The following is a 13716-nucleotide window of genomic DNA, read 5'->3' on the forward strand; positions in this document are numbered from 1 at the left end:
GTTCAAACCGAGCCTTTGATTGTGGATAAGACTTTTTTTATACCCCCTTGACAGGGGGTTGCCATTGGTCCCAAAACTACATCCTATCTTCGCCCCGGGGTCTCGGGATCGCGCATAATTGCGGGTGTTCTCGGGACCTTGGGGGATGGGGCGGAGATGATGCATTTCTGTTGGGTTTTTTATGGCAAATCAATTGGTGTTTGATAAGTTCAACGAGCTAGAGCTCGCCAAGACCGCATGGACCAATGCCCTCGTGCGCTTTGAGGGTGAGGTCAACCCGGCCCAAATGAACCGGTTCCTCCGCCGCATGACCGTGGTTGAGTTCGAGAACAGCAACGTCGTCTTCAGCGCCCCCGGCCAGTTTATTTGGGAATGGCTCCGCGAGCGTTTTAGCAAGCGCGTGCAAGAAGTGCTCAGCGAAGAGATGGGCCGCGCCGTGACGATTCAGGTGCGAGTTCGCCCGCAAGAAAAAGCGCCGACCTCCGCCGAACAAGCATTCGCGGTGGTGACCCCCAAGAACGATGCCGCTGCCGACGGGTTCCGACCCAACGAAAAGTATCGCTTTGACACGTTTATCGTGGGCAATTCCAACCGTTATGCGGTCGCCGGGGCCAAGGCCGTTTGCCTGGAGCCCGCCACCAAGTACAACCCGCTCTTCATCTATGGCGCGCCGGGCCTCGGCAAAACCCACTTGATGCACGCCATTGCCCATGAACTCCGCCGCACCAATCCGGCCGCGACGATCACCTACATCACCGCGCAGGCGTTCACCGAACAGTTTGTCAACGCGCTGCAAACCAATCGCATTGACCAATTCCGCCGCGCGCAGCGCAAGTCGGAAATCTGGCTCGTGGACGATATCCAGTTTATTTCCAGCAAGGATCGCACCGGCGAAGAGGTGTTCCACACGTTCAACGTGCTGCAAGAAATCGGCAAGCAGATCGTGATCTGCGCCGACCGCCCGCCGCGCGAACTGTACGGCATGGAAGAGCGACTCAAGTCGCGCTTTGAATCGGGCCTCGTCGTTGATATTCAAACGCCGGACACTGAAACCAAGAGCGCGATTTTGCTGAGCAAGGCCCAGCAGGAGCAAGTCGCCGTCACGACCGAAGTCGCGCTGCACCTGGCCAGCTCGGTCCCGGGCAGCATCCGCGCCCTCGAAGGTGCGCTACACCGCGTGCTCGCTCTCGCTAGTTTGGAAAAGCGCGAGATCACCTTGGACTTTGTGCAAGAAGTGATCGAAAAGTACTACCAAGATAAGGCGGCCAGCAAGCCGAGTTTCCGCAGTATCGTGGACGCGGTGAGCAAGTACTACAACATCGAGCAAAGCGAAATTCTCGGCATCAGCCGCAAGGCGCCCATCGCGCATGCTCGTCACGTCGCGGTGTTCCTGACTCGCGAGATTAGCGGCGATTCGTGGAAGCACATCGGCGCGCAGTTCGGCGATCGGGACCACACGTCGATGATGCACGGCTACCAAAAGATCAGCGAATTGAAGAACAAGGACCGCGATTTGCAACAAGCGGTGGACACGTTGCTGCGCGATCTCTACCCGCAATAAAGAAGGTTTCGGGGCTGGCGCGGTACACTGAGGGCGTGATTTCAATTGCTGTCCTCCCGTTCAACGCCGGCCCTAATTCGCGTCCTACACTCGCGCGTCAGCTCGCCGCGTACATCGCGGAGATCGTTCGTGTGCAGACCGGAGCCGAAGTCAATTCGGTCAACTATCTCGTGCGACTTGACGAGAGTCCCAACCCGCGCCTGGCGAATGTCAACGCCAGCGAAACCCTGAACGAGTACGAAATGATCGGACAGCTGTTCGATCAAGCCGAAGTGGGTGGCGCCGTTGACGGCCTGCTTATCGAAAACGGCGACAACGATTACACGCTCACGATTCGGCATTTTGCCAAGGGCAACCAGGAGGCCGTAAGCGAAAGCGAGTACGCCCTCACGCCGTTCACCATCCTGCCGAGCCTGCGCGAAGCCATCACGAAGTTGGCCAAGTTCGCCGAGGCGGACCTGGAAGACAAGCCGGACAGCGAGTTCTTTGGAACCGAGAACGGCCTCGCCTTCATGAAGTTCCTTGAAGGATTCGACGCGCCGACCTACATTGACAAGACTCAAGGTCGCGTGGCGGAAGCCTTTACGCCCGAACCGTCCTTCGCCACGCTCCTGGAATCGGCCGAACTGGACAAGGATTGGGAAGCCCCGTTCATCGCCATTTTGCAACTGGCTCGCATGTGCGTCCAAAGTCAAATCGGCTCGGCGGAAATGGTCGAGTCGGCTCTGCAGAAGCTCCTGGAAATCGCGCCGGACGACGAGCGCGCCATGGTCGTGCTCGCCGAACTCTATCAAGCCATTGGCAATTTCCAAGGTGCCAACGACGTGCTGGAAAAGGCGGTTAAGAACAACGAAACCGAACCCGCGCTGTACACCCGGCTGGGTCTGGCGCAGGCGGGCATGGGCATGCCGGTGAACGCCGAACGCAACTTCCGCAAGGCTCTGGAGCTTGAAGGCAACGATAAGCCGAGCGCCGACTTCCTGGCCAACGTGCTGCAGGAAACCGGTCGCGGTCACGAAGTTGCCGGCCTCTACCAAACGCTGATTGACCTGGACGGCCAAAACGCCGCCGCCTGGGTGAAGATGGCGCAGGCGCACTTTGGGAACCAAAACGAAGCCGCCGGTTTGGAGACCTTTGAAAAGGCCCTTTCGACGGTGACGGAGAACCTGCCGATCAAGCGCTTCTATGCGCCGGTCCTCGCGCAAAAGGGCGAGTTCGACCGCGCGATGGACTTTTACGAAGATGCGCTGGACGAGGCTCCGGCCGACGCTCAACTGAACATTGAGTACGCGCAGACGCTCATGGGAGCCGGTCGCCAATTTGAAGTGCCGAAGATTCTGCGCGACGTGCTGAATCTGCCGGTGGACCAAAACACCCGCGCGAACCTGCTTGCGTGGCTGCTGGAGCTTGAACAACCCAAGCGCGTGGAGGCCGTGGGCAACGCCCAGCAAAAGCTTGAAGCCGAAGATTACGTCGGCGCGCTGCGCGACCTGCGTCCGATGAAGAACTGGCTGGCCGATTACTGGAAGATGTGGGCCCTCCTGGCCGCCGCACTCAACCGCACCGGCGAGCACGAAGAAGCCGAAGAAACCGCCAAGCGCCTCATCGAGCTCTTCCCAGGCTGCGAAATGGCGTACACCGAACTCGCCACTGCGCTGGGTAACCAAGGCAAGGACGAGGAGTGCTACCACGCCATGCGGTTTGGCCTCAGCAACTGCCCGGGCTCGATTCCGATTGGCCTGAACCTTGGTTTGGCCGCTCGCCGAGTCGGCCAAGACGAGGAAGCCAATGCCATCGCTCGCGGCATCCGCGAAGCACTCGGCACCAGCCAACCCGAAATCGAGCCGATTCTGGCCGAAATCGAAGGCAACAGCATCGTCTAACGAGTCAACATGAAACCAGATCGGGGGCGGCTTTGGTACCGGTTTATCCGGGGCGTAGCCGCCCTTTTCTTCCGCGTGATCGGCGGCCCCCGCGTGCTTCACGGCGATCGCGTGCCGATGAACGGGCCGGTGCTGATGGCCCCGATTCATATGAGCTTTTTGGATCCGCCATTGATGGCCGTGGCCACACGGCGCGGCCTCAGTTTTATGGCCAAAGAAGAGCTGTTCCGCGGTCCGCTGGGCAAGCTCATCTCGAGTCTGGAGTCCTTCCCGGTCCGACGCGGCGAAGGCGATTCCGAAGCGATTAAGGAAGCTGTCCGCCGGCTTTCGGTGGGGCGAGCCGTGCTCGTGTTTCCGGAGGGTACGCGGGGTCGCGGCGATGTGATGGGACCGATCAGCTCGGGCATCGCGATGTTCGCCCGCCGCTCCGAAGCAGTTGTGGTTCCGTGCGGCATTCTCGGCACGGAGAGGGCGTGGGGCAAAGGGCAAAAGCTGCGCCGTGCAAAGCTCACGGTGTGCTTTGGTCAACCGTTTACCTATTCCGAGATCGCGACTGGCGCAAACGAAAAAGAGAACCGCGAACTCTTTGCGCAGGAGCTTGCGGCTCGCATCGCCGCGGCGTGCCAGGAAGCGGGATTGAAGGTCGCGGTGAACCCCGCGAACCTACCGCAGACTAAAACCGAAGTTCAAACTGAAGCGACGTGCTCCCCCGACGGAACACCCATTGCGTCTTCAGCCGATCGCGGAGTTTGACCTCGATTCCGGCGGCAATCTCGCTGGTGTCGTACTCCGTGATCATCGCAAACTCGTTGGTCGCCGGGAGCTTCAGGCCCATAAACAATCCAGCTAAGCGGCCGCTGCCGCCACCCAAGGTGAGCTGCACCGGTGAAGTAGCATTGCGCTCGCCGTACTGATTGAATTCGAACGTGAACACGCCGTAGGCTGAGCGCCCGTGGAATTGGTTGCCGACTTGCTCGATGCCCACCATGATGCCGGGAATCCGGTCGGCAAGACTGGGTAGGAGTTGCAAAGCGGCGCTCCCATCTAAGCGGCCATCGAACCACTCTCCGCGCAGTTCCATGGTGCTCGCGTAACCGGTGGCCAGGCTGAATCGCGACTTGCCGCGCAACGATTGCGCGGTGCTGCTGCGAAACGAGAATTGACGGTCGGGCACGCGCAGGCCGGTCGGAATTGTTATCAGCTCATCAGCGAAGACAAGACCTACCGCCGCGCAAACTCCCAGCACAAAAACCGACCGCAAAACCATTTCCATCATTATGGCGCGAGGTTCAACATCACCAAAAATTGCGGAAAATACGCACATTGTTGCCAATGGGTGAACATGTTGGGTCGGTTGCCGTCAGAGTCGGTGGAAGTTTCATTGGAGAAACCTATGAAGAAGATTATTACTGTCAGTCTCGTCGCCATCAGCGCGCTCGTTTTCGCCCAGCAAGGGGGTCCGGCTCCGGTCGCGGCAACCCATGGTCGCGGCGTTGCGCAATCGGAAGATGGTCGCCGAGGCGAGTTTAAGTTTGAGGCGGTGAAGATGATGCGTGAGAACCAAGCTCGCGTTCGTGGGAATGCCGAGTTTACGCAAGTGCGCACCGAAACGGTGCCCGGCGTGAAGGTCTCGGTTCGAGAAGTTGCGCTCCTGGGCGCACAAGGCAATGTCGCTGAATTCGGCGGCCCGGCCATCATCATCCTGCCCCCGGCCACGGTCGGCGGTCAACCTCGACGAGTTGAAGGTCGCGCGAATTTCCGCGTGGTCGATCGCGCTCAGCCGAATGGTGGTGCCGACCAAGCCAAAGACCTTTACCGAATTCATTTCGAAAATCAGAACCAAAGCCTGACTTTCGATTTCCAAGGCGCAGTGCAACGCGGCGACTTGGTGGTTCGTGTCAACAACGGCGGCGGCAACTAAGCTCAACCGAAACTCAACTCAAAGCGGGCGGCTCTTTTCGCAAGAGCCGCCCGCTTCCTATTCGCGGGTGAGGAATCGGTAGGCGCGATCATTGAATCCGCGTAGCCCCTCGTGGCCGAAGTCGGGGTATATCGCCACTTCGTGCGGGCAAGTGAGCTTGTTGTATGCGGCGAATTGCGTGCTCGGCGGACAGACCGTATCCATGAGACCGCACCCCGCGAGAACTTCCGCCCGGATTCGACTGGCTAAGAACTGAACGTCAATGTAGCCGAGCGTGCGCCAGAAGCCCTCGACATCCTCGTGCGTCGGCAGGTACCGCCGCAGGTAGGTGCGGATGTCCTCGTAGGCGCGGGTGGCGAGGTCCATTTCGTACACGCGCTTGTAGTCGCAGAGGTACGGGAAGACGCTTACGCAGCGCGCGATGCGCGGTTCGAGCGCTGCGCAAACCAAAGCCAGGGCACCGCCTTGCGATCCGCCGATGCAGTGCACACGGGTCGGGTCCACCATGGGGTCGGCGAGGGCGATGCGCGCGAGTTGCGCGCAGTCCAGAAAAATTTGCCGAAAGAGCAGGTTGTCGGCCCCGCCGGGCAAGCCTCGCGTGATGTGGCCGTCGTCGGTGGGCCCGGTCACGCCGCCGATATCTTGGCTGAGGCCGCCCTGGCCGCGGACATCAAGGGCGAACACGGTGAACCCCGCCGCGACCCACCGCATCATCTCCGCGAAATCGGGTGCCATCCACTGATAGCCGTGAAACTCGAGCACCGCCGGGCCGGGTTGGGTTTGGCCCTTGGGACGCAAGACCCGGGCGTGAATCCGCGCGCCGCCCACCCCCGTGAACCAGAGGTCGAGCCATTCGGCGTTCGGCGGCGACTCGCGAGGAGTCCATTCCAACTGGTCGGGTTGGGCGGCGAGTTCGGCCAGCGCGCGCTCCCAGTATTGGTCAAAGTCGTCGGGGCGAGGGTTGCGCCCGGCATAGGCGCGCAAGTCGTCCAGCGGCATGTCAATCAGCGGCATGGCTTCATTCTAGCCGCTCGCTCGGGTACCTTCAAGGCCATGATCTGGGGCCAGATGACCGCCTGCTTTGTGCTGTGGATTGCCTATGGGCTTTGGCTCCGGGGTCGGGTGACGCGGCTGGCTCAGTACTGGCAAACGATGCCCGCGACCAAACGGACGATGGTGGCCGGGCTGATGCTCATCGGGGGCTTGGTGCTTCTTTTTGTGGGCCTCACGTTGGTAGCCGCGTTGCGCCAGCTTACGCCGAACGGGCTTACGCCGGTCGGATTGGTGCTGGTGTTTGCGAGCGGGCTGGGGTTTACCGACCTGCAAGTGCGGGCGGCTATGGGTTTGGCGGTGGCGACACTCTCGGGGAACCGGGAAACCACCCCTCCCCCTCAACCGTCCAAAGATGGTGAAGATTGAGATGCTGAAGAAATCTTGGATTTTGTTGCTTGCCACCGCGGCGATTCTGCCTGCGACCGCCGTTGCCCAAAGCGATCAGGGCAAAAAGTCAGACGAGATTTTGGTGAAGATGCGCCAGGTGGACATGCTTTCCCAGATTCTGCCCGCCGTTTTTACGAGCGAACAACTGAAGAAAATTTTGCCCGTGATCGAGCGCTGTCGCAAGACGGTCCGCGAAACCGAGGCGAAGGAGGCGACGGTGCTCGCGGCGTTGGAAGCGTCGCTCGATCGCAGCATCAGCGACGCTCTCAACAAGAAGCAAATGCCGAAGCCGGATGTGAAGAACAAGATCGCCAACACGATCAAGTTGCTCACCGTGATCCGCGACCAGGTGGCGCAAGACAACGCACAAAAGGTTTACGACGTGATGGCTAAGGAACTCAATACCGGGCAGCTCCGAGCGATTTCGAACGCGCTGAACCCCAAGCGAATTGACCCGAAGATCAACACGACCGGCTGGACGCAGGAACGCAAAATCAAGTACTGGGTGCGTGTGGTGTTGCTGGACCCCACCACGTATCCGCTCCTCGTAAAGCTCAGCCGTTAGGCCTTCTGAAGATCATCTTCGCGAACGAGAAGAACGTAGTTCGGGATGAAGTTCTTCTCTTCGGCGGAGAGTCGCGATCGGCCCTCTTCGCTAGTGCTTTCGATGAACTTGGCGCGCAGTCGGCGCGTGGCCTCGGCGTGGACGTGGCTGGAGACCTTGCTCAGGCTGTCGAGGTCGATTTTGACCGCGACCTCGGTTTCGGAGTAGACGCTCTGAACGATGCCGACAAGCCCGCCCATGTGCTCGAAATACGAGTTGCTCAGACGGTCATCCATCGTCGGTTCGCGCTTGACAATCTTAACCTTGTCGCCCTCGGTCCACTTCGCCATAGAGTTAGTTTACCAGTTTAGGTGAATTCAATCGAACCTGATGAGAGAAACAAAAATCCCCAGCGCAATTAAGTCGCCAGGGTGGGCCCATTGTACTAATCGTTGGGCGCGGTTCTAAATAGTGTGCAGTATTGTCGTGGTGTTTTATGCCAGCAAAAATACCTGACCCGCTATTTCGGGTAGCCGTTCGCTTCTAACTCCAACCAGCGTTCCCGCGTCAGGCACGTCAGAACCTCATCCGCGTACCGATCGCGACGCCAAAACTTCTGCGGCAAGCGACCGCACTCCAGATAGCCGATCTTCACCTGCATGCGCGCGCTGGCCGCGTTGCCGTCGATATAACCTGAGTGCACCACCCGCAGACCGAGCACCTCAAAGCAATATTTGCTGCGCAGACGATTGGCTTCTACGGCAAAACCCTGCCCCCAAAGGTCCTTGCGACCGATGAAGCAGCCCGTTATCGCCGTGCCCGGCGGCTGATTGATGTTGTGAATCCCGGTTGCCCCGATGTGCGTGCCATCCAAAAGCTCAATCGCAAACGCGATATCCGTCTTGCTTTCGGCCATCCGGTCGAAGAACTTCTGCCCGTGCTCAATCAGGTGCGGCGGCGAAATCAGCAGCCCTTCGCTCACCTCGTAGTCGTTGAGCCACTGGTGATAGGTCGCGGCATGCTTCTCGCGTTCAGCGGGGACCAAGCGCACTCGTTGCCCAACAAGGCCAAACGCCATCAGAAATCGGCGCTCCCCGGCACGCGGTAGTAAGGAATCACGTCGCGGATATTCTTCATCCCCGTCACGTACATGAGCAGGCGCTCAAAGCCGAGGCCGAATCCGGCATGCGGAACCGAGCCGAAGCGGCGCAAATCGAGATACCACCAGTAGGCTTCGAGCGGCAGGCCCGATTCGACGATGCGCGCCTCCAAGCGGTCGAGCCGCTCTTCGCGCTGCGATCCGCCGATGATTTCGCCGATGCGCGGGGCGAGCACATCCATCGCTCGCACGGTCTTTTCGTCCTCGTTCATGCGCATGTAAAACGCCTTGATCTCCTTCGGATAGTCGGTCAGAATCACGGGGCGTCCAACCTTCACCTCGGTCAGCCAGCGCTCGTGCTCGCTTTGCAGGTCGCTCCCCCACTCGACGCCGTACTCAAACTTTTCGCCCGATGCCTGCAGGTGCTTCACGCCTTCGGTATAAGTCATGCGCTCAAATCCGCTACTCACCACGTGCTCCAGGGTCTTGATCAGCTCGGGTTCGATGCGTTGGTTGAAGAAGTCGATGTCGGCCGAGCACTTGTCCAGCAGATGCTGAATCACGTACTTGAGAAACTCCTCGGCCAGGTTCATATCGCCTTCCAGCGAGCAGAACGCCATCTCTGGTTCGATCATCCAAAACTCGGCCAGGTGCCGGCTGGTGCTGCTGTTTTCGGCGCGGAACGTCGGGCCAAACGTGTACACGTTGGTCAAGCCGAGGGCGAGCGTTTCCGCCTCCAGCTGCCCGCTCACGGTCAGGTAGGCCGGCTTGCCGAAAAAGTCGTCCTTGGCGTCGGTTGAGGCCAAGTTGAACTTGTCTTCGTGCGCGGTCAGCGAGGTCGAAACGGCGAACATCGCGCCCGCGCCCTCGCAGTCGCTGGCGGTGATGATCGGCGTGTTGACGTAGTGGAATCCGCGCTCATTGAAGAACTTGTGAATCGCGAAGGCGGCCTCGGCGCGCACACGATTGACCGCGCCAAACGTGTTGCCGCGGGTCCGAAGGTGGGCAATCTCGCGCAAGAACTCCATCGTCGCGCCCTTCTTTTGGAGCGGATACTTCTCGGGATCGGCAGGGCCGTAGACTTCCGCGCTGGCGGCTTTGAACTCCACCGACTGGCCCGCGGCAGGAGAGGCCACGATTTCGCCATCAAACCGCACGCTCGCGCCGGTGGTCAGCAACTTCATCGTGTCCTCGGGCAGCGAGCCGGCCTCAATGACGATTTGCAGGTCCTTAAAGCACGAGCCATCGCTGAGCTGCACAAAGCTCACGCCCTTGCTATCGCGCCGCGTTTTGACCCAACCGTACGCCGAGGCTTGCGTGCCCGGTGCGAGACTGAACAGGTCTTTGACATACTGACGGCGAAAATCCATACCCCTAAGGATACCGCCGGGTCGATTTGCGGCAAAATGAACTCATGCCGAGGACCATCCTCATCGGGACGGCGAACCACAGTTGGCGGAGTTACATCCGCGAGCATCGCGGCGATCGCGATTTGGCCGTTCTCGACCCGATGGACGCGCACCACGGCACCCCCGGGCGGCTGGCGCTCTACCATGGCGACAAGTGCGTGGACTGGGTGTTTCTCGGTGCGATCGATGCGCAGAAGAACCCGCTCGCGCTCATCGCCGGCTCCATCCGGTTGCTCGCTCAATCGAGCGACGACACGCTGATTCTGTTTCCCAACTTTCAGGGCGTCCCTGCGGCCCGACAACTGCTCCTGCAGTTAGCCCAACTCATTCAACCGGGCGAAATCTTTGTCCCATCGGGAAGCAAAATCGCGGTTCATCCGTGGCCAGTCGGAGCCGAGCACGTGGAGGTTGAGGCCGAGTTTCCCGAAATGGTGCAGCTTGCGCAGCGCCGCGCCCGATGGATCGCGATGCTCGAGCAGTGCGAAGATCACGTGATTCCGCTCGACGAGATTGACTACATGTTCTCGCGGTTCGGCAGCGGTCGCCGCGTGCCGAGCGACCACTTCGATCGCGCGGGAATCTCCGGTGTGCTTTGGGCCGAGCGAGCCGCCCAAACGTTGCTAATCGTAGCGCGGCGCGACTTTGATGACGACGAGCTAGCCGGGCTGCTCAACGTGGGCCACGCGACAAAACTGATGTTCCTGGACCCGCTCTCGTTCAGCGGATTGCTCTGCAGTTTCGCGCGCCAGGATGGCGAGGAGATGGGCATGGGCATGATCGAAGAAGCCAGCTTTACCGAGGGCGTGATTAAGGTTCGGTGCCAGGCTGTCGCCCCCGCGCCGGTGCGCATCCTCAAAATCGGGCATTTGCGGATTGATTCGCTGGGCCGCGAACTCCATGAAATCCGTCCGTGGACGGTCTAAGCGTTTAGGCGTTCGACGTACTTCGCAACGAGATCGTATTCCAGATTCACCCGATCGCCCACTTTGGCGTTGGCCAGATTGGTGTAGGCTCGGGTGTGCGGAATCACCCACACGCTGAACTCTTGGCCGACCGGCGACACAACCGTCAGGCTAATGCCATCGATGGCGATGGAGCCTTTGTCAATCAGATAGCGCTCGCCGCCGCTCGGCACCGCAAATCGGTACTCAAAATGGCCGCCACGCGATTCCACGGCGATGATCTCGCCGACGCCATCCACGTGGCCCTGCACCCAGTGCCCGCCCATGCGGTCGCCTACGCGCAGCGCGCGCTCTAGGTTGACCGACGCGCGGACTACGAGTTTTTCGGCGGCGGTGCGGGCGATGGTTTCCGGGCTCAGCTCAAAAATGAGGTCGCCGGGCACAATCGTCGTGAGGCAACAGCCGTTCACGGCCACGCTTTCGCCGGTCGCGAGCGGCTCATAGTCGCTCGGCCAACTTGCGTCCACGGCCAGCCGACCGCCGTCAAACGAGCGAACCGTGCCGAGCGCCTGAACTAGTCCCGTGAACATCGGCGGACTTCACGGGCGAGCATCAGGGCGAGGCCGGACCACAGGACCAGGGGCAGAATGATCAGCATCCAATTCATGAGATTGTCGAGAGAGAAAAGCTTCGGTTCGAAGGCGCGTGACGAGCGACCAAAACGCGCAGAGAGAGACGATAATCAGGAGCACGCCCACGCTGTAGGTTGAGTCGAGACGGCCCTTTTGGATCGTGTCGCTGGGGTGCAACGAGGTGTTGGCGACCTGGGGCAACCGCGGGTACACGGTGATGAGGAACAGGATCGGCAAGTACGAAAACGCGGTGTACGCGGCGCTGATCTTGGCGCGTTGATCGGGATCAGAGATTGCGCCGCGCAACGAGAGTCCCGCCCCGAGAATCAGCAAGACGAACAGAAATGACGTCTGTCGCGGGTCGCCGTGGTACCACTCGCCCCACTGGCTCTTGCTAAAGAGGATCCCGCTGAACATCGTGTACGCGCTCAGAAATCCGCTGAAGTCAAGGGCCGCGCCCATCTTTACTTCGTGAATCGCGTTGCGACCGCGCAGGTAACGGACCGCCCACACGGCGGCAAAGGTCGCGGTCACGACCGTCAGGATTGCGGCCGGCAAGTGAAAGAAGAGAATTTTGGCGAGTTCGCCCTGGGCGAAATCATTCGCTGCCGGAGCGCGAAGGGTGAACAAGCTGCCGACGAGGCCAAAAACCACGAATGTCCAAAAGGAGAGCCGGCGAGTGATGGCCACGTTCAAATTTTACCCGCGACTACTCCCATTCGATGGTGGCCGGAGGCTTGCTGGTAAGGTCGTAGAGCACGCGGTTGACACCCTGCACCTCGTTCACAATGCGCAGCGTGATGCGTTCGAGCACGTCGAACGGAATCGGCACCGCGGTGGCGGTCATCGCGTCTTCGCTGCGCACAGCGCGCAGAACAATCGGGTGCTGATAGGTGCGCTCGTCTCCCATCACACCGACGCTGCGCACGTCGAGGAGCGCGGCGTAGCTCTGCCAAATCTCAAGCGACTTGTGCAGGCCCGCCTCGCGGAGTTCTTGGCGGAAAATCCAGTCCGCGTTCTGCACGCATTCCACCCGCTCGGGAGTGACTTCGCCGAGAATCCGCACCGCGAGTCCCGGCCCGGGGAACGGCTCGCGATCCACCATTTCTTCGGGCAACCCGAGCTTGCGGCCGACTTCGCGCACTTCGTCTTTGAACAGCCATCTGAGCGGCTCAATCACGCGAAGCCGCATCCAATCGGGCAGGCCGCCCACGTTGTGGTGCGTCTTGATCTTGGCCGCCGTGCTCGACCCGGACTCGATGACGTCGGGGTACAGCGTGCCTTGGGCCAGAAAATCGCAGCCGCGCAGCTCGTCGGAGTGCTCCTCGAAGCAGCGGACAAACTCCTCGCCGATGATCTTGCGCTTTTGTTCGGGGTCGGTCACGCCCGCGAGCTTCCCAAAAAACTGGTCGCGCGCATCAATCGCAATAAGGCGGCTTTCAAAGTGCGAGCCAAACTGCTCAATCACGGTCTCGGCTTCGTGCTTACGGAGCAGGCCGTGGTTGACAAACACGCAGGTAACTTGCGAGCCGATCGCCTTGCTCATCAGCGCGGCGACCACCGAGCTATCCACCCCTCCAGACACCGCGCAGAGCACGCGTCGCTCGCCCACTTCCTCGCGAATGCTGGCGATGGCGGCCTCGATAAAGCTGTCGCTGGTCCAATCCGGGCTCAGTTTGGCGCGCCGCAGAACGAAGTCTTCCAGCAGAGCCTTGCCGCTGGGAGTGTGGGTCACTTCGGGATGAAACTGTACGCCAAACACGGTGCCGGATTCGTTTTCAAAGGCGGCGATGGGGCAGGAATCGGTGCTGGTGGTCACCCGAAATCCGGGCGGCGGCGCCTCCACTTGGTCGCCGTGGCTCATCCACACTTGCGGGTCACTCATGGTCGCGGCGAGCGAACCGGCGACTCGGTCGCCGAGCATGCGCTTGCCATATTCGCGGTCGTCGGCTTTGCTCACCTTGCCGCCAAGGGCGTGGGCCAAAAACTGGTGTCCGTAGCAAATGCCGAGCACGGGCAGGCCCTGCAGCACGCTGGGGTCGATGCTGGGCGCGCCGTCTTCCAGTACGGAACGGGGGCCGCCGCTGAGGATCACTGCATTGGGACGATCGGCCACGATTTTGCTGGCCGCACTCATCCACGGCACCATCTCGCTAAAGAGGCCAATCTCGCGCACGCGCCGAACAATCAGTTGCGAGTATTGCCCGCCGAAATCAACGACCAAGACCTTTTGGTGCGCGCTCATGAATGAGGCAATTTTGACAGCCCCGGGAAAAGTTCGCTCCAACGGCGCGGACGGTATACTTCACCCTTACGAATTTGCGC

15 protein-coding genes are annotated in these 13716 nt (G+C 60.4%); 7 read left to right on the forward strand and 8 right to left on the reverse strand.

Annotated features, from left to right (window positions below):
• The first annotated feature begins 181 nt into the window (after positions 1-181).
• The 3 genes from dnaA to JNJ45_08775 are packed head-to-tail and all read left to right on the forward strand — an operon-like array spanning position 182 to position 4197.
• Positions 182-1561 carry a chromosomal replication initiator protein DnaA gene (gene dnaA, locus JNJ45_08765; protein ID MBL8048760.1) on the forward strand — a complete coding sequence of 460 codons (1380 nt, stop codon included), beginning with the start codon at positions 182-184 and terminating at the stop codon, positions 1559-1561.
• Between the two features lie 35 nt (positions 1562-1596).
• Positions 1597-3444 (forward strand): tetratricopeptide repeat protein, encoded by a 1848-nt coding sequence (locus tag JNJ45_08770; GenBank protein ID MBL8048761.1) that lies wholly within the window; start codon positions 1597-1599, stop codon positions 3442-3444.
• Positions 3445-3453: 9 nt separating this feature from the next.
• Positions 3454-4197, forward strand: coding sequence for a 1-acyl-sn-glycerol-3-phosphate acyltransferase (locus tag JNJ45_08775; protein ID MBL8048762.1), 744 nt, complete (start codon positions 3454-3456; stop codon positions 4195-4197).
• On the opposite strand, the gene JNJ45_08780 is transcribed toward JNJ45_08775, so the two are convergent.
• The gene (locus JNJ45_08780) at positions 4118-4711 is read right to left on the reverse strand and encodes a hypothetical protein (GenBank protein MBL8048763.1); all 594 of its coding nucleotides are present in this window, start codon (positions 4709-4711) and stop codon (positions 4118-4120) included. The genes JNJ45_08775 and JNJ45_08780 overlap by 80 nt on opposite strands.
• A gap of 126 nt (positions 4712-4837) precedes the next feature.
• Here JNJ45_08780 and JNJ45_08785 point away from each other — a divergent pair, with 126 nt between their 5' ends.
• The gene (locus JNJ45_08785; protein ID MBL8048764.1) at positions 4838-5365 is read left to right on the forward strand and encodes a hypothetical protein; all 528 of its coding nucleotides are present in this window, start codon (positions 4838-4840) and stop codon (positions 5363-5365) included.
• Positions 5366-5422: 57 nt separating this feature from the next.
• Here the strand turns inward: JNJ45_08785 and JNJ45_08790 are convergent, their stop codons facing one another.
• The gene (locus JNJ45_08790; protein ID MBL8048765.1) at positions 5423-6379 is read right to left on the reverse strand and encodes an acetylxylan esterase; all 957 of its coding nucleotides are present in this window, start codon (positions 6377-6379) and stop codon (positions 5423-5425) included.
• 39 nt (positions 6380-6418) lie between these two features.
• On the opposite strand from JNJ45_08790, the gene JNJ45_08795 reads away from it, so the two are divergent.
• Both JNJ45_08795 and JNJ45_08800 read left to right on the forward strand, forming a co-directional pair.
• Positions 6419-6784 carry a hypothetical protein gene (locus JNJ45_08795; protein ID MBL8048766.1) on the forward strand — a complete coding sequence of 122 codons (366 nt, stop codon included), beginning with the start codon at positions 6419-6421 and terminating at the stop codon, positions 6782-6784.
• On the forward strand, positions 6771-7370 hold the full coding sequence (locus JNJ45_08800) for a hypothetical protein (protein ID MBL8048767.1): 600 nt from the start codon (positions 6771-6773) through the stop codon (positions 7368-7370). Before JNJ45_08795 ends, JNJ45_08800 begins: the two co-directional genes overlap by 14 nt.
• Here the strand turns inward: JNJ45_08800 and JNJ45_08805 are convergent.
• From JNJ45_08805 to asnS, 3 genes are all read right to left on the reverse strand, one after another.
• Entirely contained in the window at positions 7367-7699 is a 333-nt protein-coding gene (locus JNJ45_08805; protein ID MBL8048768.1) for a hypothetical protein, read from the reverse strand. The genes JNJ45_08800 and JNJ45_08805 overlap by 4 nt on opposite strands.
• Positions 7700-7869: 170 nt before the next feature.
• Positions 7870-8427, reverse strand: coding sequence for a GNAT family N-acetyltransferase (locus tag JNJ45_08810; GenBank protein MBL8048769.1), 558 nt, complete (start codon positions 8425-8427; stop codon positions 7870-7872).
• Entirely contained in the window at positions 8427-9818 is a 1392-nt protein-coding gene (gene asnS / locus JNJ45_08815) for an asparagine--tRNA ligase (protein MBL8048770.1), read from the reverse strand. Before asnS ends, JNJ45_08810 begins: the two co-directional genes overlap by 1 nt.
• Positions 9819-9862: 44 nt before the next feature.
• Here asnS and JNJ45_08820 point away from each other — a divergent pair, with 44 nt between their 5' ends.
• A complete protein-coding gene (locus JNJ45_08820; protein MBL8048771.1) occupies positions 9863-10780 on the forward strand; it encodes a hypothetical protein in 918 nt (305 codons plus the stop codon).
• On the opposite strand, the gene JNJ45_08825 is transcribed toward JNJ45_08820, so the two are convergent.
• The 3 genes from JNJ45_08825 to guaA are packed head-to-tail and all read right to left on the reverse strand — an operon-like array spanning position 10777 to position 13636.
• Positions 10777-11349, reverse strand: coding sequence for a riboflavin synthase (locus JNJ45_08825; protein MBL8048772.1), 573 nt, complete (start codon positions 11347-11349; stop codon positions 10777-10779). The two genes, JNJ45_08820 and JNJ45_08825, sit on opposite strands and share 4 nt — an antisense overlap.
• 9 nt (positions 11350-11358) lie before the next feature.
• Positions 11359-12081 (reverse strand): cytochrome c biogenesis protein CcsA, encoded by a 723-nt coding sequence (gene ccsA / locus JNJ45_08830; GenBank protein ID MBL8048773.1) that lies wholly within the window; start codon positions 12079-12081, stop codon positions 11359-11361.
• A gap of 19 nt (positions 12082-12100) precedes the next feature.
• Entirely contained in the window at positions 12101-13636 is a 1536-nt protein-coding gene (gene guaA / locus JNJ45_08835) for a glutamine-hydrolyzing GMP synthase (protein ID MBL8048774.1), read from the reverse strand.
• Between the last annotated feature and the right edge of the window lie 80 nt (positions 13637-13716).

The sequence above is a fragment of the Chthonomonas sp. genome (assembly GCA_016788425.1).
Taxonomy (GTDB): domain Bacteria; phylum Armatimonadota; class Fimbriimonadia; order Fimbriimonadales; family Fimbriimonadaceae; genus JAEURQ01.

Excerpts from the sequence above, each read along its gene's own strand:
- guaA (MBL8048774.1), bottom strand. The coding sequence starts at position 13,636 with ATGAGCGCGCACCAAAAGGTCTTGGTCGTTGATTTCGGCGGGCAATAC.
- dnaA (MBL8048760.1), top strand. The coding sequence starts at position 182 with ATGGCAAATCAATTGGTGTTTGATAAGTTCAACGAGCTAGAGCTCGCC.
- JNJ45_08785 (MBL8048764.1), top strand. The coding sequence starts at position 4,838 with ATGAAGAAGATTATTACTGTCAGTCTCGTCGCCATCAGCGCGCTCGTT.
- asnS (MBL8048770.1), bottom strand. The coding sequence starts at position 9,818 with ATGGATTTTCGCCGTCAGTATGTCAAAGACCTGTTCAGTCTCGCACCG.
- JNJ45_08825 (MBL8048772.1), bottom strand. The coding sequence starts at position 11,349 with ATGTTCACGGGACTAGTTCAGGCGCTCGGCACGGTTCGCTCGTTTGAC.
- JNJ45_08795 (MBL8048766.1), top strand. The coding sequence starts at position 6,419 with ATGATCTGGGGCCAGATGACCGCCTGCTTTGTGCTGTGGATTGCCTAT.
- JNJ45_08805 (MBL8048768.1), bottom strand. The coding sequence starts at position 7,699 with ATGGCGAAGTGGACCGAGGGCGACAAGGTTAAGATTGTCAAGCGCGAA.
- JNJ45_08780 (MBL8048763.1), bottom strand. The coding sequence starts at position 4,711 with ATGGTTTTGCGGTCGGTTTTTGTGCTGGGAGTTTGCGCGGCGGTAGGT.
- JNJ45_08790 (MBL8048765.1), bottom strand. The coding sequence starts at position 6,379 with ATGCCGCTGATTGACATGCCGCTGGACGACTTGCGCGCCTATGCCGGG.
- JNJ45_08775 (MBL8048762.1), top strand. The coding sequence starts at position 3,454 with ATGAAACCAGATCGGGGGCGGCTTTGGTACCGGTTTATCCGGGGCGTA.
- JNJ45_08800 (MBL8048767.1), top strand. The coding sequence starts at position 6,771 with ATGGTGAAGATTGAGATGCTGAAGAAATCTTGGATTTTGTTGCTTGCC.
- JNJ45_08820 (MBL8048771.1), top strand. The coding sequence starts at position 9,863 with ATGCCGAGGACCATCCTCATCGGGACGGCGAACCACAGTTGGCGGAGT.
- JNJ45_08810 (MBL8048769.1), bottom strand. The coding sequence starts at position 8,427 with ATGGCGTTTGGCCTTGTTGGGCAACGAGTGCGCTTGGTCCCCGCTGAA.